This window comes from Steroidobacter cummioxidans (genome assembly GCF_003104955.1).
This window is the reverse complement of sequence record NZ_LSRW01000004.1, coordinates 187,038-204,338: the sequence shown is the minus strand read 5'-3', so window position 1 is coordinate 204,338 and position 17,301 is coordinate 187,038. Positions and strand designations below refer to the sequence as shown.

The following is a 17,301-nucleotide window of genomic DNA, read 5'->3' as shown; positions in this document are numbered from 1 at the left end:
CAATTGGCGGCCCGGCCGGTGCCGGCAAGCTGGGACTTCCCTGAATCACACCACGGCCGGCATCATGGCCGTGGTTACCTGACGGAGATGATTGGATGGCCATCGATGCCGATGCCGTGCTCGCCTACCTGCGCGGTCTGCAGGATCGGATCTGTGCAGCCATCGAACAGGTCGACGGCGGCGCGCAGTTCAGCAGCGATCGTTGGGAGCGAGCCGAAGGCGGTGGCGGTGACAGCCGTGTGCTTCGCAATGGCAAAGTTTTCGAGCAGGCCGGCGTCAACTTCTCGCATGTGATGGGCTCGCGCCTGCCGCCGAGCGCCACCGCACAGCGGCCCGAGCTTGCGGAAGCTCAATGGATGGCGACGGGCGTGTCGCTCGTATTTCATCCCTGGAATCCTTACATACCGACGACGCACGCCAACGTGCGCTTCTTCAATGCCATTCCCGGCAATGGCGCACCGGGCGCCTGGTGGTTCGGCGGCGGCTTCGATCTCACGCCTTACTATCCATTCGATGAAGACGTCCTGCATTGGCACCGAACCGCGCAACAGGCATGCGAAGGCTTCGGTGAAACGGTCTATTCCAGGCACAAGGACTGGTGCGATCGATATTTCTTCCTCAAACATCGTAACGAGACCCGCGGCGTCGGCGGCCTGTTCTTCGACGACCTGAATGAATGGAGCTTCGAGCGCTGCTTCGATTATCAGCGCAGCGTCGGCGATCATTTCCTGCAGGCGTACCTGCCCATCGTCGAGCGCCGTAAGGATCATCCGCATGGCGAACGTGAACGGCAGTTCCAGTTGTATCGGCGCGGGCGCTACGTCGAGTTCAACCTGGTCTACGATCGCGGCACGCACTTCGGACTGCAGTCCGGCGGCCGCACCGAGTCCATTCTGATGTCACTACCGCCGCTGGTGCGCTGGGAATACAACTGGACGCCCGAGCCCGGCACGCCCGAAGCCCGCCTCTACTCTGACTTCCTCCGACCACGCGACTGGCTGCACGAACTGAAATAAAACATTCACGAGCGCGCCGCCCCTAACTTTTGTTAGTGATAGCGAGCGCGCCGACACGGTTGGAATGTTTTGCACAATTGAATTAGCGACGGCGCAGGAGTAGCGTCGGTCGCAGCGATTGCGCATACGATTCCGTCTGGCCGCGGACCTGCAACTACGCCACTAGCCGGCGGCGAATGTCCGCGCGATCGCGCATCTTCTCTTTTGCATTGTGATGTTCGCAGCACGCTTGCGCGTGGTGCTGGGCTGGCCATTGCCTGCCATCCGCGTGAGATCCGAAAAACAGCAAGGGGATCGCCATGGGAAACATTCGCAGGAGGGCGGCGGTGGGCTCACTGTCGCTGATCGCTACGACCGTGCTGACGGTCGTAGCCGCCGATGCCGGCGCCGCTCAACGCGCTGTGGCCGCCGGCTCCAAACAACTGGAGTCGCGCATGCCGGCACCGGCGCGCTCACAGATCAACGATGTCACACGACTACTGCGCAGCGCCGGCACCGCGAAACGCGTGCAAGTCGCCGTGTCGTTGAACACCGCCCCTGTCGGCGACGGCACCGGAACGTCAAAGTCCGACGTGGTCATCGAGCAAACCGCGTTTATCAGTCGTATCGCGCAGGCCGCACCGAGCGCCACTGTCATCGCCTCAGTGCAACTGATCGCGAACACGGTGTTCCTCGAGATCGATGCGAGCGAGGTAACGGCGCTTGCGAACGATCGGGCAGTCACGCGCGTCGCGCCAACCGGCAACTACAAGCGCAATCTCACCGAGACCGTTCCATACATCGGCGGTGAAACATTGCACGGGCTGGGCGTGACCGGCAAAGGCGTGCGCGTCGCTGTCATCGACAGCGGCATCGACTATACGCACAAATCGCTGGGCGGCGCTGGCACCGCTGCAGCCTATGCAAAGGCATGGGGCACCTCGGCGGCCGATCCACGTAACACGACAACAGACGGCTTGTTCCCGACCGCGAAAGTCATCGGCGGTTACGACTTCGTCGGTGAGCTGTGGACCGGCGGCGCGAACAGCCCGCCGCTGGCGCCCGATCCCGATCCGATCGCGGCTCCGGATCAAAGCACTTTCGGTGGCCACGGCACGCATGTCGCCGACATCATCGGCGGCAAGAATGGCGTCGCGCCAGACGCGAAGCTCTATGCAATCAAGGCGTGCGCAGTTCCGACCTCCGCGTGCAGCGGCATCGCACTGATGCAGGCATTCGAATGGGCCGTCGATCCGAATGGCGACGGCGACACCTCGGATCACGCCGACATCATCAACATGTCGCTCGGCTCCGATTACGGCCAGCCGTTCGATGATGATCTGTCCGCGGCGGTCGATCGCGCCACCAAGCTCGGCGCGTTCACCGTTGCATCGGCGGGTAACGGTTCAGACAAACCCTTCATCACAGGCTCGCCTGCTGCCGCTGTGACCGCACTGTCGGTAGCGCAGACCAATGTGCCTTCGGCGGTCGTCGACCTGCTGACGATCGTGACGCCGGCGGTCACACCCGCGCAGCGAGGAGCGATTCATCAAGACTGGTCTGCTCCGCTGACGACGGCGATTACCGCACCGGTTGTCTTTACAGCGAGCAACGCACTCGGCTGCACTCCGTTCGCGGCAGGCTCGCTGACGGGGCGCATCGCATTGGTGAATCGTGGTAGCTGCACATTCGCCGACAAGATTCGTAACATACAGGCCGGCGGCGCGTTGATCGGCGTCATTGGCCTGGTCGACGGCAGTGCGCCGTTCACGGGTGCGTTTTCAGATGGCGTGCCCATTACCATTCCGGGGTACATGATCAGCCTGGCCGATGCTAACGCGATCCGCACGGGCGCAACGGTCACCTTCGATCCCAATAACACCTTCCCGTTGCTCAGCTCGGTCACGTCGACTTCTTCACGCGGACCGATGTTCGAAGACTTCCGCATCAAGCCTGAGATCGGCGCGCCAGGCGCATCGGTGTCGGCGATGTCGGGCACTGGCAATCAATCCGATGCCTTCGGCGGCACTTCAGGCGCGGCACCGATGGTGTCAGGCTCGGCAGCATTGTTGAAACAGCTGTATCCGACCATTGCTCCGCAACGTTTGAAACAGCTGCTCATCAACAACGCGGCCACCGACATCGATCAACCCTCCACTCCGTCGGGCGTGATTCCGAATTCGCTGGCACCGATCTCCCGCATCGGCGGTGGTGAAGTTCGTGTCGATCGCGCGGCACAGGCGACAGCGGGCGCTTATGGCTTCGATCTGGTGAAGACCGGCACTCGCAGCGGCGGCGTGAGCTTCGGCTTCGTCGACGTAGCAGACAAAGCAGTTGTCGTGCACAAGCGCGTGCGCGTGTTCAATCGCTCCAAGCAGACCGCAATCTTCAAAGTGAAGCCGACTTATCGGTTCGCCAATGACGCGAGCAATGGCGCAGTGAAGATTCATGCGTTGCCGCTGGTCGCGGTGCCCGGCCAGGGCGATCGCACCTTCGATGTATTCATGACCATCGAAGGCAGCAAGCTGCGTAACAACCTGATGAACGCCGGCCCGGATGGTCCGAACCCGGTGCCGCTGACTTTGCAGGAGTACGACGGCTACCTGGTGTTCGAGAAAGTTGCGCTGTTCGGCAAGCCTGAGACATTCACCCTGCCCTGGCACGTGCTGCCGCGTAAGTCGGCGAACACTCAAGTCGTGGGCGGGCCGACCTGGAAAGCCGGCAGCGGCAGCACGGGCACGATCAGCCTGAAGAACCGTGGCGTCGGCACTGCGCAGCTCAATGGTTACTCGCTGCTGGCAACGAGCCCGAATACGCCGCCGGGCGGACGCGGCGAGAATGCGCCGCGCCCCGACCTGCGCGCAGTCGGTGTCGCGACGTTCGAAGTGCCGAGCGATGTTTGCTCGTCCGGTTATCTGTGGTCGTTCGCGGTAAATATGTGGGAGCGTGAGACGCTGCCAGTGGCCGTGGATCATCGCATCGCGCTGGACTTGAACAACGATGGCGAAGACGACTACTGGCTGCTCAATCGCGATGTGTCGCTGAACGATCTGAGCGATGGTCGGCAGCTGGCGTGGTCGGTGAATCTCGCCACTGGCGATGCGGATGCATTCTGGTTCGTCGAGCATCCGACCAACTCCAGCACCACGGTGCTGAACGCCTGTCTCGAGCAGTTCGGTCTGACCGCAGCGGATGTGGCAGCGCGTAAGGTAGTCGGCGTCTCGGTGTTTGCCGACGACTTCTACTTCGGCGGTCCCGGCGATGCGATCGAAGGCCTGAAGATCGTGCCGTTCGGCGAGCGTTACTTCGCGGCGCCGGCCAGCGATGTGGCAGCCGGTGCGAGCGGCAACGTGCAGGTGTTCGACTTCGGTCAGATCCCGGGCACGACTCCGGAACTGGGCGTGATGATTCAGACCGACGGCGATCGGTGCGCGTCCGCAAACAATTGCGGTGGCGCCACCAAAGACACCGAAGTGCTGTTCGTCGCACCACCGGGCGGCAAGATCAAATTCTGATCGCGACGTTGGGTGCGTAAACCAGGCCCCGGGCGACAATCGCCCGGGGCCTGTTCTGTTTCAGAGGCGCCACCGACGTGGCGCCGACCGCATTCGTCATTCAGCCGGCGCTTTACCCTTCACCTGCTCTTTCACCGGCTGGAACGCCAGACCGTTGGAGCACACGATGAATTTGCCGCGCCGATCCGAGTGATAGGTGTACCGATCGCCGTTCGCCTGCAGCACGACGCGATACCCCGGCACGATCATCTGCGTGTACATCTGTCCGGGCTGCGGGCAGCCCATCGCACCATCCGACCATTGCTGCTCGGTCGCGCTCACGACAGTGATTGCGTCGGGCTTCACCAGCGCGCGACGTGCCAGATCATCCTGGAAAATCGCCAGTATCTGCGGCGGCACTTCGCCGGAACCTTGCGGAATCGGGGTCTCCCGTTCCTCGCCCGGCGCACGCTGCGGCGGCATCTTCTGACTTTCGTTCTCCATGGCGGCTCTGCGACTCTCCACCGACGCAGGCTCAGCCACTGCAGCGCTCCGGCTCGTCTCGTCACGCGAGTTGCCAGTGCACCCCGCGCTCAGTGTCGTCAGCAGCAGTACCGCCACGAACGCAGAGCCTCGCGCTGGAGAATTCAGTACGATCATGGGCTTCTCCCGTTAAAGTTCCGCCGTGAATTATCGCCACGTGTTCCATGCCGGCAACTTCGCCGATGTCCACAAGCACATCGTGCTGCTGGCCCTGCTCGAACGACTCAAGCGCAAGCCCAAGCCGTTGTTCTATCTCGACACCCACGCGGGTCGAGGTTGGTACGACCTGCTGTCCCATGATGCATTACGCGGCAACGAATGGCAGGACGGCGTGGGTCGCGTGCTGCGCATCGCGCGGGCCAGTCCTGATCTTCGGCGCTATCTGGACGCCGTTAGTTCCCCGGAAGAGATTGCCGCGATCGCGACCCAGCGCTATCCGGGCTCGCCGGTGCTGGCCGCCCGCGATCTGCGCCCCGGCGATCGGATCGTGCTGGTCGAAAAACAAATCGCCGAAGCTCAAGCGCTCGAACAAGCGACGCGCGGCCGACGCGGTGTGTCAGTGGTGTGCGGCGACGGGTATGCCGCGCTGAAAACATACTTACCGCCGCGTGAGAATCGCGGACTGGTGCTGATCGATCCGCCCTACGAATCGGAAAACGAGTTCACGCAGGTCGAGAAGGCGCTGCTGCTCGCAGTCAGCCGCTGGCCGAACGGTATGTTTGCGCTGTGGTATCCGATCAAGCTGGGCCGCGAGACGCAGCGACTGCATCTGTCGCTGCAGAATTCCGGCTTGAGAAAGTTGTTGCTGGTGGAGCTGAGCGTGCGGCCGGCGGATTCACCGCTGGGTTTGAACGGCTCCGGCCTCATCATCGCGAATCCGCCCTGGCAGTTCGACGAGGAGATCGCGACGCCACTGCGCGAGGCGCACGCCGCCTTGGCCGACGACGGTGCGGGCGGCGTGAACGTGCGCTGGCTCGTTCCGGAATGAGGGCCTGTGAACACTCATTTGATGGGCCGCGACGAGCTATTGCGGTTCAGGGCTAGGCGCGACGACCGCCGTGTACTCTTCGTACATAAGGGAGGAGTAACGACGTCCTGAACCGCAATAGCTCGTCCCATTAAAGGATATTTATTCATTAAATGGGTTGTGCCTCCCAAGTCTGACGTAAAACATGGGCCTGCCGCTGCGTTACAAAGCTTGCCCCCGTAGGGGGCTGCGCTTTGCGCCTTGCTGCAGGCGATTGGAGGCGCAACGCGGCCCATCAAATGAGTGTTCACAGGCCCTCTAGCCGGGTTTTTTCCCCAACGCCTTGCACTGCTTGTAGCGAAAGCAGCTGGTGAGGTGATCGTTCACCATGCCAGTCGCCTGCATGTGCGCATAGATGATGGTGCTGCCGACGAAGCGGAAGCCGCGCTTCTTCAGATCCTTACTCAACGCATCCGACTCCGGACTGGTCGCCGGAACCCTGCCGTGCTCGGCAATGTTGTTCTGAATGGGCTTGCCGCCGACGAAACTCCATAGGTGCTTGGCGAAATCGCCCTGGAATGCCAGGAACGCCTTGGCGTTGCCGATGGTCGACTCGATCTTGAGCCGGTTGCGCACGATGCCCGGATCCTTCATCAGCCGCGCCACGTCCCGTTTGCCGAATCTGGCGATGCGTTCAGGATCGAAGCCGGCAAAAGCAGCCCGATAACCCTCGCGCTTGTTGAGAATGGTCGACCACGACAGCCCCGCCTGCGCGCCCTCCAGGATCAGGAACTCGAACTGGGTGCGCTCGTCCCAGGCCGGCACCCCCCATTCCTTATCGTGGTATTCCAGGTAGAGCTCGTTGCCGCCGAGCGGCCAGGTGCAGCGGGTAGGTTCACGCATGAGGGTTAGTATGCAACGGGTGTAGAATTTGGTTGTCCTACAGTTTGGCAGTCACGCCCGCCGGAAGCCGTCATGTTTAATTTTCAGTCAGGAGAATTCCCAAGCACGCGCCTGCGCCGCATGCGTTATAGCGACTTTTCACGCCGGCTGATGCGTGAAACTTCGCTCAGCCCCGACAACCTCATCTATCCGATGTTCGTGATCGAGGGCAAATCACGGCGGCAAACCGTGGACAGCATGCCCGGCATCGAGCGCGTCAGCGTCGACGAGCTGGTGCGCGAGGCCGAATCGCTGGTGGAGCTGGGCATTCCCGCGCTGGCGCTGTTCCCGGTCACCGACCCGTCCGCCAAGAGCAACGACGGCGCAGAGGCCTGGAATCCCGAGGGTCTGGCGCAGCGCGCGGTGCGAGCCGTCAAGCAAGCCGTGCCAGAGCTGGGCGTGATTACTGACGTCGCCCTCGACCCCTACACCTCGCACGGCCAGGACGGCATCACCGATGCATCCGGCTATGTGGTGAACGACATCACCGTCGAAGCGTTGGTGAAACAGGCGTTGTCGCATGCCGAGGCCGGCGCCGACGTGGTCGCGCCGAGCGACATGATGGACGGACGCATCGGTGCCATTCGCGAGGCACTCGAACTGGGCGGCCACGTGAACACCCGCATCCTCGCCTACGCGGCAAAGTACGCATCGAATTTCTACAGCCCGTTCCGTGATGCCGTCGGCTCGGCCGCGAATCTCGGCAAGGGCAACAAGTACAACTATCAGATGGATCCTGCCAACACCAACGAAGCGTTGCGTGAAGTAGCGCTCGATCTGCAGGAAGGCGCGGACATGGTGATGATCAAGCCGGGCCTGCCCTATCTCGATATCGTGCGCCGGGTCAAAGACACCTTCGGCGCGCCGACGTTCGTCTATCAAGTCAGTGGCGAGTACGCGATGCAGATGGCCGCGTTTCGCAACGGCTGGCTGGACGAGCGCGCCATCGTATTGGAAACATTGATGTCCATTCGCCGCGCCGGCGCGGACGGGATTCTCACGTACTTCGCCAAGAAGGCGGCGGCCTGGCTCAGAGAGGCGAGGTAAACGCCATGAACGACACCAGCATCGATCGCTACGCCGTGGTGGGCTATCCCATCCAGCATAGTTGGTCCCCGTTCATTCACGGTCTGTTCGCCAAGCAGACCGGTCAGGCCATGAGCTACACGCGCCTGGCAGTGTCACCGGAAAACTTCGAGCGGGATGTAGGTGCGTTCTTCGCTTCGGGTGGTAAAGGGCTGAATATCACCGTGCCACACAAGCAGGCTGCAAACATCGTGACGCGATATCGCACACCTCGTGCCGAGATTGCGCGTGCCGTAAATACGCTGGTGTGGAGGAACGATGGCTTGCTCGGCGATAACACCGATGGCGCCGGCCTGGTCACCGATCTCACCCGCAACCTCGGCTTCGACATTGCCGGTGCCCGCATTTTGTTACTGGGCGCTGGCGGTGCCGCACGTGGTGTCATGGGACCATTGTTGGCAGCCGCGCCAGAGTGCATCGAGATTGCGAATCGCACCGAGCAGCGCGCGATTGAGCTGGCCGAAGAGTTCGAATTGCTCGGCACGGTGCGCGGTTGCGTGTTCGAGGACGTAAGCGACGGGGTCTTCGACTTGGTCGTCAATGCGACCTCCGCCAGTCTGCAAGATGACATCCCGCCCATTCCCCGCACCGCCATCGGCCCAGCAACGCTCTGCTACGACATGGCGTACGGCAAAGGCGATACCTCATTCACTCGCTGGTCGAAGACGGCTGGTGCCGGGCGCGCGGAGACCGGCTGGGGAATGTTAGTGGAGCAGGCTGCGGAAGCATTCCTTCTCTGGCGCGGACTGAAACCCGATACGAAACCCGTGCTGGATGCGATCAAAGCCCAGGCGTGACGCTCTTATTCCCCAGCGGCTCGCAAATACTCATCTTTGACCTTGACGTAGTGTGCCGCTGAATACGTCAGGAACTCGATTTCTTTCTGCGTCAGATCACGAATGCGCCTGGCCGGGCTGCCAACGTACAGCCCGCCTGTCTTCAGCTCTTTGCCCGGCGGCACCAGACTGCCGGCGCCGATCATCACGAAATCTTCGGTAACGACGTTGTCGAGCAGGATCGCGCCCATGCCGATCAAGCATGCGTTACCGATCGTGCACGCGTGCAAAGTGACACGATGACCGACTGTGACATCCGAGCCGATGATCAACCCTCGCCCACCTGGCGCATACGGACCGTCGTGCGTGACGTGCAGCACCGAACCGTCTTGAATGCTGGTGCGGGCACCGATCTGAATCGAATGCACGTCGCCGCGCGCGACCGCCGTCGGCCACACCGATGAGTCGTCACCGATCGTTACCTTTCCAATAACGACCGCAGCAGAGTGCACGAATACGCGGGCGCCGAGCGTGGGCGCAACGCCCTTGTACGTTTCGATTGTCACTACGTTTACGCCGCCAATCCCAACTGTTTCAGCAACGGCTCGATCGTCGGCTTCCGGCCACGGAACTCGACGAATGCGTCCATGGCATCCCGGCTGCCGCCCTGCTCGAGAATCGACGACAGGAACTTGCTCGACACCGACCGATTGAAGATGCCGCCTTCCTCGAACGCACTGAACGCATCGGCCGCCAGCACCTCAGCCCACTTGTAGCTGTAGTACCCGGCCGCGTAACCGCCCGAGAAAATATGCTGGAAGCTGTTCGGGAATCGATTGAATGCCGGCGGCTTCACCACGGCAACCTGGGCGCGAACCTCATCCAGCGTCTGCAGAATCTTGCTGGCCGCGCCCGGGACGAACTCACTGTGAATGCGCAGATCGAACAGTGCGAACTCCAGCTGCCGCACCGTCTGCATACCCGCCTGGAACGTGCGCGTGCCCAGCAAGCGCTGCAGCTCCGCTTCCGGCAATGGCTCGCCCGTTTCAACATGCGCCGAAATCATCGGAATGACCTCCGCGCGCCACGCGAAGTTCTCCATGAACTGACTCGGCAACTCGACCGCGTCCCAGGCGACGCCATTGATTCCCGCGATGCTCGGATAATCCACCCGCGTCAGCATGTGATGCAGACCGTGCCCGAACTCATGGAACATCGTCACGACTTCAGAGTGAGTCAGCAATGACGGCCGCGACCCGACCGGCGGCATGAAGTTGCAGACCAGATAGGCCACCGGCAACGCCGTAGCGCCGCCGAGCTGCTTGCGACCGACGCACTCATCCATCCACGCACCACCGCGCTTCTTGGCGCGAGCGTACAGGTCGACGAAGAAGCTACCGCGCTGAGAGCCATCCTCATTCAGGATGTCGTAGAAACGCACGTCCGGATGATAGATATCGACACCGGTGCGCTCGGCGATCTTCACGCCGTACAACTTTTCGGCGACCGAGAACATTCCCGACAACACGCGCGGCAGCGGGAAATAAGGACGCAACGCCTCTTCAGAGAGATTGAAGCGCTCACGCTTGAGCTTCTCGGCATAGAACGCGACGTCCCAAGCGTTCAGCTCGCGGCCTGCGAACTGCGTGAGCTCATCGAATTCCTGCTGCGCGACGGGCTTGCTCTTCGTCGCCAGCTGATCGAGGAAAGCGCGCACTTCCGGCACCGACGACGCCATCTTGGTCGCGAGGGAATATTCCGCGTAGTTCGGATAGCCAACCAGATTCGCCACCTCCTGGCGAACCGCGAGGATCTGATCCATCAGCGCGGTGTTGTCCCAACGGCCTTCATTGCCATCTTGCTCGGACGCACGCGTCGTCCAGCCATGATAGAAGTCACGACGCAGCGGCTCGTGCGTGGCATGCATCATCACAGCCGTGTAGTTGGGCGCGTCAAGCGTGAATAACCATCCGGCCTGCTGCTTGGCTTCCGCAGCGGCGCGAGCACGTTCGACGATCGGTGCTGGCAAGCCATCGATTTCTTTCGGATCGGTGAGCAGGCGCGACCAGGCGTTGGTCGCATCGAGCACGTTCTCGTCGAACTTCGACTGCAGCGTGGCCAGCTTCTCGACCAGCTCCTTGTAACGCTGCTTCTTGTCCGCTGGCAGCGCGACACCCGCCAGACGGAAATCCCGGAGCGCGTTCTCGACCAGCTTGCGCTGGCCAGGCGACAGCCGCGCGCCTTCGTTCTTCAGCACGGTCTCGTAGGCCTGATAGAGCCGCTCATTCTGAGCGAGGTCCGTGTTCCAGGCCGTGAGCAGGGGCAAGCAGGCGTTGTAGGCGGCGCGCAGCTCGTCGGTGTTCACCACGCCATTCATATGGCCGACCGGCGACCAAGTGCGCGACAGGCGGTGCTGCATTTCTTCGAGCGGCACGATCAGAGAGTCCCAGGTGGCCGCATTGTTCGACAACAACCGGTCCAGCTCGGCGCGGTTACTATCCAGCAAGGCGCGCAGCTTGCCTTCCACTTCAGCAGGCTTGATCGCAGAAAATGCCGGCAGATCGTTGCTCGGTGCAGTCATGATGGACCCCGAATCCTGGACACAAAGGAACTGGACTGCCGATTGTAGAGAGCCGGACAGCCCAAAGACACCCGCCCGCGCATGAGGCGCGGTGGGCTGCCAGGGAGACTGGGGTCGATTAGCGGGATTTCACCCAGTAGATGATGGCAATCGCGATACCTGCGACCACCACGACCCAGCGCAGGACGGCGGGCGGCAGTTTGCCAGCGAGCTTGCCGCCGATCGCGCCACCGATCAGTGCGCCGACCGCCATGACCGCAGCGGCGATCCAGACCACCTGATCGGAGAACAGGAAGAACACTGCGGCAGCGACATTGACGCTGAACGCGAGCACCTGCTTGAGCGCGTTCAGCCGAGTCAGCGAATCATCGAGCGTCAGGCCCAGCACGGCGAGCAACAGTACGCTCATGCCCGCGCTGAAAAATCCGCCGTAAATGGCAGCCGCCGCGATGGGCAACGCCGAGAACGCCACCGTGTGATGCTTGCGCGAGGAATTCGATAGCCGCTTGATGACGAACTTCTTCAGCGGCTCCTGCACAGCGAGCAGCAGCGACGCAGCGAGAATCATCCAAGGCACGAGCGCCGTGAACGTGCGCTCACCGGTTCGCAGCAGAATCATGCCGCCGGCCAGACCACCGACCACGGCTATTGGCACCAGCAGCATGAGCTGCGCGCGCTGACCTTTGAGATTGGGCAATTGTGCGAGGGTCGCGCCGAAGTAACCCGGGCACAGTGCGACTGCGTTCGTGATATTCGACGCGACTGGCGGCACACCCAACGCGACGAGCACCGGAAAGCTGATCAACGTGCCGCCGCCAGCCAATGCATTGACCGCACCAGCCCCGACCGCCGCGAGTGCGGCGATCAACAAATCCCAGGACGTCATTGGTTAAAGGAATCTCGTGTCAGACGCGGAATGCCATGCCGGCCATGCCGCTGGCCCAGGCGGGAATGGCCTCATAGAACAAACATTCGCCAGTCGCACCGGGGATCGCGCCCGCGAGCGTAATCCATGAATTCACTTCCAGGCCACCATTGCCGGCGTCGGCCAGAATCTGCTCGTTGCTGAGCCCGGTCAGGGTCGCACCTTTGCCAGTCGCCAGCGTTTCCATGAACCAGCGATCCCAGGGTTCGTTGACTCGCCCTTCTTCGGGCACACCGAGCCAATGCGACAAACCGCCGCCAGCCAGCAACGCGACCCGCTCTTCAGCAGTGCAATATTCGGCCACATACGCACGCAGCAGCTCACCGAGCCGCCAGCTCTCCTGCGGCGTCGGGCCCGGCGTATAGACCGTGTTGACGTACAACGGCACGATGGGAAGCTCGCGTGTGGGATCGACGATGCCGAGCGGAATCATCACGCCGTGATCCGGACGCAACCGCGGCGGCTTGGCCAGCCTGAAGCCTCGATCGTTGGCAAACATCGCAAAGCCGGTCGAGAACGCCGCGTTGCCGCGAATCTGATCGGTCGGCAGGCCCATATCACCATACGGCGTGTAAGCATCGGCGGTGCCGATCGCGAACGACATGGGCTGATCGAGACGGAAATTGTTCAGATGATCGCTGGTAATCACTACCAGCAGCGTCGGATGAGTTTCGCGCAGCTGGCGACCCAGCTCCTTCATACCGACGAACACCCGTTCGGCCTGCTCTTCGAGCCCGCCAGGAGCGCCCAGCACGTGCGACATGGCGAACGCGCCAACGATCTTGCCCATGTCAGCGCCTCGCGAAGTAATAATCGATGGGGAAGAACGGCATGGTCGGCCGGCCCGACCAGATCAGCCATTTGATCACCAGATTGGGATGAATGCCCAAGCGGTGCAAATCGTCGCGGCCGCCGGCACGCAAGGTTTCGCGCACTTCCGCGGGCACGTCGAAGCGATCGAACAAAACATCCGGACTGGTCCGAATCAAGCCGCGCTCCGCGGGCGTCTCGATCAGATGCTCGATCAGCTGGTGCACACCACGGGGCGCGGCCATATCAGTTCACCGGCTGTGACAGGAATCGATCGACAGCCGCGCAGAAATCCGCGGTCTGCTCGATCATCGCCCAGTGGCCGCAGTGAGGCACGATGTAGCCCCAGCTGTTCTCGAACAGCTCGAGGAAACGATACGCACGCGCCAGAGTCGACACGCCATCTTCCTTGCCATTCACGATCAACACCGGTTGCTTGATCTTGCGCAGCTCGTCTTCCGGATAGTTCAGCGTGCCCTTGCGAGTCTCGACATTCACGGCGGCCAATGCTGCCTTCGCGCCGGGCTCGTTCGTCAGGTTGAAGCGATACTGGACCAGCTCTTCCGGCGGCGAATATCTCGGCGACGTGAGGCCCGCGATCACGCGGCGCATGCCGTCCACGGTGAAATCGTAGTTCAGATTGTGCAGCAGCTGCGGCGAGGGCTTTTCCGGAATCGGCAGGCCGGCGCTGCCCATCAACACCAGTCGCTCGACACGCTCCGGTCGCTGCAGCGTCGCGCCGATACAAGTCGCGCCGCCCATGGAATTGCCGACTAGCAACGCCTTCTCGATGTTGAGCGCATCGAGCAAAGACACCAGCTGACGATTGCGCCCCGGCTGATCGTAGGTGTAGCTATCCGGCGAAGGCTTGTCGCTGCGACCGAAGCCCACCATGTCCGGCGCGATCACGCGATATTTCTTCGCGAACACCGGAATGCACTCGCGCCAGTTGCCATACGCATCGGCGCCCGCACCGCCGCCATGCATGAGCAGCAGCGTCGGACCGCTGCCCGCTTCCAGATAGTGCGTGCGGATGCCGTTGGTATCGACGAAATGCGAGGCGAATTCAGTCATGGCGATGCTCGGGCAGATCAGCGCAGGTCTTGAGGAGTCTGGATACCGCGATTCGCGCGACTCGCGAGGCGTCGCCACTCGAGGATCGTCGTATCCGGCTCGCACAACATTTCATCCACCCAGCCGAAGTCATCGGCGTAGAAGGGCTCGGTGACCTCACGCGCCCAGATGTCGTCGGCATTGAAGCCATCGAGACCATGCGGCTTGAGGACGGCTTCGAAATCGTTGGCGAACTGCTGACGATCCTCGTCGGTCTGCACTTGCTGACCGATGGTCTGCACATACAGATGCGTCTTGCCATCGATGGGCACATACCATTCGAACTGCGTCAGACCCGGCAGCGGGAACTGCTCGACCTTCAGCACGCCCGGCAGCCAGATCGACGTGCCAACCGACGCCGACGTGCCCTGCACCTGCTGTGAACGCGGACCACGCACCACGACGCGACCATCGATCACACCATCCCAAATCGGCTTGTGCTGAGCGAAGTCGTCGATCACGCCCTTCGGACCGTCGGCAGCTTCGACGACCTGCACCGCGCCCGGCAGCGGCGTGTGGCCGATCGGGAAGTTGAAGGTGCGGAAGTGACGCAGCGTCGTATCTTTGTGAATAAAGATATGGAGCGCGTCGAAGCCGTTCTCGGCGCCGAGACGCCAATTCGAATTCACCACGCGATGCTTGCCGAGGATCATCACGTCGTCATCGAGGAAACCCGGCGGCACGTCCTGACTGAGCGGCGGCACCGGATCCAGATCGCCGATGAACACGAAGATCAACCCTTTCGCTTCCTGGCACGGGAAGCTCTGGATCTTGCGACGGCCGATCAAGCGACTGTCCGGCACGGCCAGAATGTTCACCAGCTCGCCGGTTTGGAAACGATAGGTGTAGCCGTGATACCAGCAGGTGATCGTGTCCTTGGTATAGCAGTCCGGCTTGCGCGACAGCGGCACGCCACGGTGCAAACAACGATCGCGGATCGCGTAGACCTTGCCGTCGATGCGCTTGAGCAGCAGCTTCTCGCCGAGCACTTGCAGAGTAATCAGCTGACCTTCGGCGAGCTCGTTCGAGAAACGCACCGGATACCAGTGATTGCGAAAGCCCATCTTGGCTTCCACATAGGCGCGCCAGTCGCCCACCGCTGCGGCAACTTCGGGGCGAACGCCTTCCGGGGTTTGCGCGTCTTCACTCATGATCTGCTCACGTCCTCGAAACAAAAACCTGCAATCAAATTCAGGCGAACTGCACGCCAACCTGGCCAATGCCAGCGATGGTCGCGTGCACCACATCGCCCGCTTGCACGGACACCATCGGTCCGAGCGCGCCGGTCATCACCAGCTTCGCCTTTCTTTTTCAAACGGCCGGCCAAAGCTCGCGCGAGCGTCTGGCCAGCCACACGGCCGCATTGAGCGGACCGCCGAGACAATCGCGGCCATAGCCGCTCGACACTGGCTTGCCGTTCAGAGTCATCGTCATCGCGCAGTTCACCAGATCGAGTCCCTCGATCCGTTGCGCCGGTCCGCCGAGCACCAGCACGCCCGACGATGCGTTGTCGGCGATGGTGTCGACGATGTCGATGTTCCAACCGGCAATGCGACTGCCGACGACTTCGAGCGCCGGCAGAACACAACCAACTGCCGCCACCACGTCAGCGACCGTCGCGTGCGCCATATCCAAATCGCGCGACAGGATGAGCGCTATCTCGGCCTCTATGCGGGGCTGCTGCAGGCGGGACACCGGAATGGTCTCGCCGGTGCCATACACCATGTCTGCGAACAGCTGGCCGAAATCCGGCTCGGCCACACCGAGCTGCTTCTGAACCGCCGGCGACGTGAGCCCGATCTTGCGGCCCACGGGCCGGCGGCCCTGCTCGATCCAATGCTCGATCTGCGCCACTTGCACGGCATAGGCCGCGCGCGTGTCGCCCGCATCGAATCGACTGCGGATCGGAGGCAGCGGCGCGCTGCTATATGCGTCCAACAAAGCTTGCGCGGTCTCGCCGACTCTTTGATCCATGGTTCGCCCTCTTGCTGAGCCAACGTTATATGATTGTATGATAATCATGCAACATGAGCGGTGAGCGGTTACCTTAATGCATCGGGCGCGATTGATTTTTCAGGACGGCGCGGAACTGACGGTCGAGGTCGAGCCGGGGCAGACCGTGCTCGAAGGCGCGCTCGCCGTTGACGCCCCGGTGCGTTATGACTGTTGCAGCGGCAGCTGCGGCAGCTGTGTAGTCCAATGCCTGGATGGCCAGACGGTCGTTGATTCGACAGGCAAAGTCCCGGTGAATGCCGATGAGCTGGTCGCAGGACTGCGACCCGCGTGCCTGACGCGGCTGAACTCAGATGCGTCGTTCGAGCTGCCCTACCCGCTCAATCCCGCCCCGTCGGCGCCGTCAAAACATTCAGCCCAGATTGTTGAGTTGCGCCGTGGCGCGCCGTCGGTCGCGCTGCTCACTCTGAAGCTCGATCGCGCCGAGGACTTCGTTTTTCAAAGCGGTCAGTACATTCGCCTCGCCGCGCCGGGCGTGGGCGAAGCGCGCGCGTATTCCATCGCAAGCACGGTGGGTGAACTCCCTCTGGTCGAATTAATGATTCGCCTCGTGCCCGATGGAAAAATGTCGCGCTGGGTGCAAGACACAGCAAAAGTCGGCGATCGCGTTAAATTGCAGGCGCCGCTCGGCTCGTTCGGACTCGACGATCGCGCGAGTCGACATGTATTCGTTGCTGGCGGCACCGGCCTTGCGCCGGTGTTGTCGATGATTCGCTCACTGCGCGGTCGTAGCCAGCGCGCGCTGCTATGTTTTGGCTGCACGCGTCGGCAGGAATTGTTTTACGAACAGGAGTTGGCGGCGCTCGTCGCAACGATGCCGGAACTGGAAGTTCGCATCGCCGTCATGGAAGGCGCAGACGGAGATTTGCGCTCGGGCACAGCGGTTTCGCTGCTCCAGAAAGAAGACTTCGACGCGAACACCGTCTGCTATCTGTGCGGCCCGCCGCCCATGGTCGACGCCGCGCGCAAAGCCCTGACTTCGCATGGCGTCGCCGACCAGGCGATCCGCGCTGAGCGCTTCCAGCCCGGCGGCTAGGCGTCGCCTCGGCGCGCACT

At 62.1% G+C, this 17,301-nt stretch carries 15 protein-coding genes and 1 pseudogene; 6 read left to right on the top strand and 10 right to left on the bottom strand.

The annotated features are described in order from the left end of the window. Positions 1–95 precede the first annotated feature (95 nt). Entirely contained in the window at positions 96–1,016 is a 921-nt protein-coding gene (gene hemF, locus D0550_RS03305) for an oxygen-dependent coproporphyrinogen oxidase (protein WP_116807665.1), read from the top strand. A 299-nt stretch (positions 1,017–1,315) separates the two neighbouring features. Further along, a complete protein-coding gene (locus tag D0550_RS03300; protein ID WP_116807664.1) occupies positions 1,316–4,510 on the top strand; it encodes a S8 family serine peptidase in 3,195 nt (1,064 codons plus the stop codon). Positions 4,511–4,606: 96 nt separating this feature from the next. Here the strand turns inward: D0550_RS03300 and D0550_RS03295 are convergent, their stop codons facing one another. Further along, the gene (locus D0550_RS03295) at positions 4,607–5,149 is read right to left on the bottom strand and encodes a hypothetical protein (RefSeq protein ID WP_116807663.1); all 543 of its coding nucleotides are present in this window, start codon (positions 5,147–5,149) and stop codon (positions 4,607–4,609) included. Between the two features lie 25 nt (positions 5,150–5,174). Here D0550_RS03295 and D0550_RS03290 point away from each other — a divergent pair, with 25 nt between their 5' ends. Continuing rightward, positions 5,175–6,020: a 23S rRNA (adenine(2030)-N(6))-methyltransferase RlmJ gene (locus tag D0550_RS03290; RefSeq protein WP_116807662.1), complete on the top strand. Its 846-nt coding sequence runs from the start codon at positions 5,175–5,177 to the stop codon at positions 6,018–6,020. A 297-nt stretch (positions 6,021–6,317) separates the two neighbouring features. Here D0550_RS03290 and D0550_RS03285 read toward each other — a convergent pair whose 3' ends face one another. Next, positions 6,318–6,902 (bottom strand): DNA-3-methyladenine glycosylase I, encoded by a 585-nt coding sequence (locus D0550_RS03285; protein WP_116807661.1) that lies wholly within the window; start codon positions 6,900–6,902, stop codon positions 6,318–6,320. 72 nt (positions 6,903–6,974) lie between these two features. Here D0550_RS03285 and hemB point away from each other — a divergent pair, with 72 nt between their 5' ends. Then, positions 6,975–7,988 carry a porphobilinogen synthase gene (gene hemB, locus D0550_RS03275; protein WP_116807660.1) on the top strand — a complete coding sequence of 338 codons (1,014 nt, stop codon included), beginning with the start codon at positions 6,975–6,977 and terminating at the stop codon, positions 7,986–7,988. 5 nt (positions 7,989–7,993) lie between these two features. Then, the gene (gene aroE, locus D0550_RS03270) at positions 7,994–8,824 is read left to right on the top strand and encodes a shikimate dehydrogenase (RefSeq protein ID WP_174842466.1); all 831 of its coding nucleotides are present in this window, start codon (positions 7,994–7,996) and stop codon (positions 8,822–8,824) included. Positions 8,825–8,829: 5 nt separating this feature from the next. Here the strand turns inward: aroE and D0550_RS03265 are convergent, their stop codons facing one another. The 8 genes and pseudogenes from D0550_RS03265 to D0550_RS03230 all read right to left on the bottom strand — a co-directional run bounded on the left by D0550_RS03265 (position 8,830) and on the right by D0550_RS03230 (position 16,206). Next, positions 8,830–9,369, bottom strand: coding sequence for a gamma carbonic anhydrase family protein (locus tag D0550_RS03265; RefSeq protein WP_116807659.1), 540 nt, complete (start codon positions 9,367–9,369; stop codon positions 8,830–8,832). A 5-nt stretch (positions 9,370–9,374) separates the two neighbouring features. Beyond that, complete coding sequence (locus tag D0550_RS03260) at positions 9,375–11,384, bottom strand: M3 family metallopeptidase (RefSeq protein WP_116807658.1); 2,010 nt, start codon at positions 11,382–11,384, stop codon at positions 9,375–9,377. 118 nt (positions 11,385–11,502) lie between these two features. Continuing rightward, on the bottom strand, positions 11,503–12,270 hold the full coding sequence (locus D0550_RS03255) for a sulfite exporter TauE/SafE family protein (protein ID WP_116807657.1): 768 nt from the start codon (positions 12,268–12,270) through the stop codon (positions 11,503–11,505). A gap of 19 nt (positions 12,271–12,289) precedes the next feature. Next, a complete protein-coding gene (locus tag D0550_RS03250) occupies positions 12,290–13,099 on the bottom strand; it encodes a DODA-type extradiol aromatic ring-opening family dioxygenase (protein WP_116807656.1) in 810 nt (269 codons plus the stop codon). Between the two features lies 1 nt (position 13,100). Then, on the bottom strand, positions 13,101–13,364 hold the full coding sequence (locus D0550_RS03245; protein WP_116807655.1) for a hypothetical protein: 264 nt from the start codon (positions 13,362–13,364) through the stop codon (positions 13,101–13,103). Between the two features lies 1 nt (position 13,365). Beyond that, positions 13,366–14,193 carry an alpha/beta fold hydrolase gene (locus D0550_RS03240; protein WP_116807654.1) on the bottom strand — a complete coding sequence of 276 codons (828 nt, stop codon included), beginning with the start codon at positions 14,191–14,193 and terminating at the stop codon, positions 13,366–13,368. Positions 14,194–14,210: 17 nt separating this feature from the next. Further along, the gene (locus D0550_RS03235) at positions 14,211–15,383 is read right to left on the bottom strand and encodes a Rieske 2Fe-2S domain-containing protein (protein ID WP_116807653.1); all 1,173 of its coding nucleotides are present in this window, start codon (positions 15,381–15,383) and stop codon (positions 14,211–14,213) included. A gap of 40 nt (positions 15,384–15,423) precedes the next feature. Beyond that, positions 15,424–16,206 (bottom strand): annotated as a pseudogene (locus D0550_RS03230) (fumarylacetoacetate hydrolase family protein). Between the two features lie 76 nt (positions 16,207–16,282). Here D0550_RS03230 and D0550_RS03225 point away from each other — a divergent pair. Continuing rightward, on the top strand, positions 16,283–17,281 hold the full coding sequence (locus tag D0550_RS03225) for a 2Fe-2S iron-sulfur cluster binding domain-containing protein (RefSeq protein WP_116807652.1): 999 nt from the start codon (positions 16,283–16,285) through the stop codon (positions 17,279–17,281). Positions 17,282–17,301 lie beyond the last annotated feature (20 nt).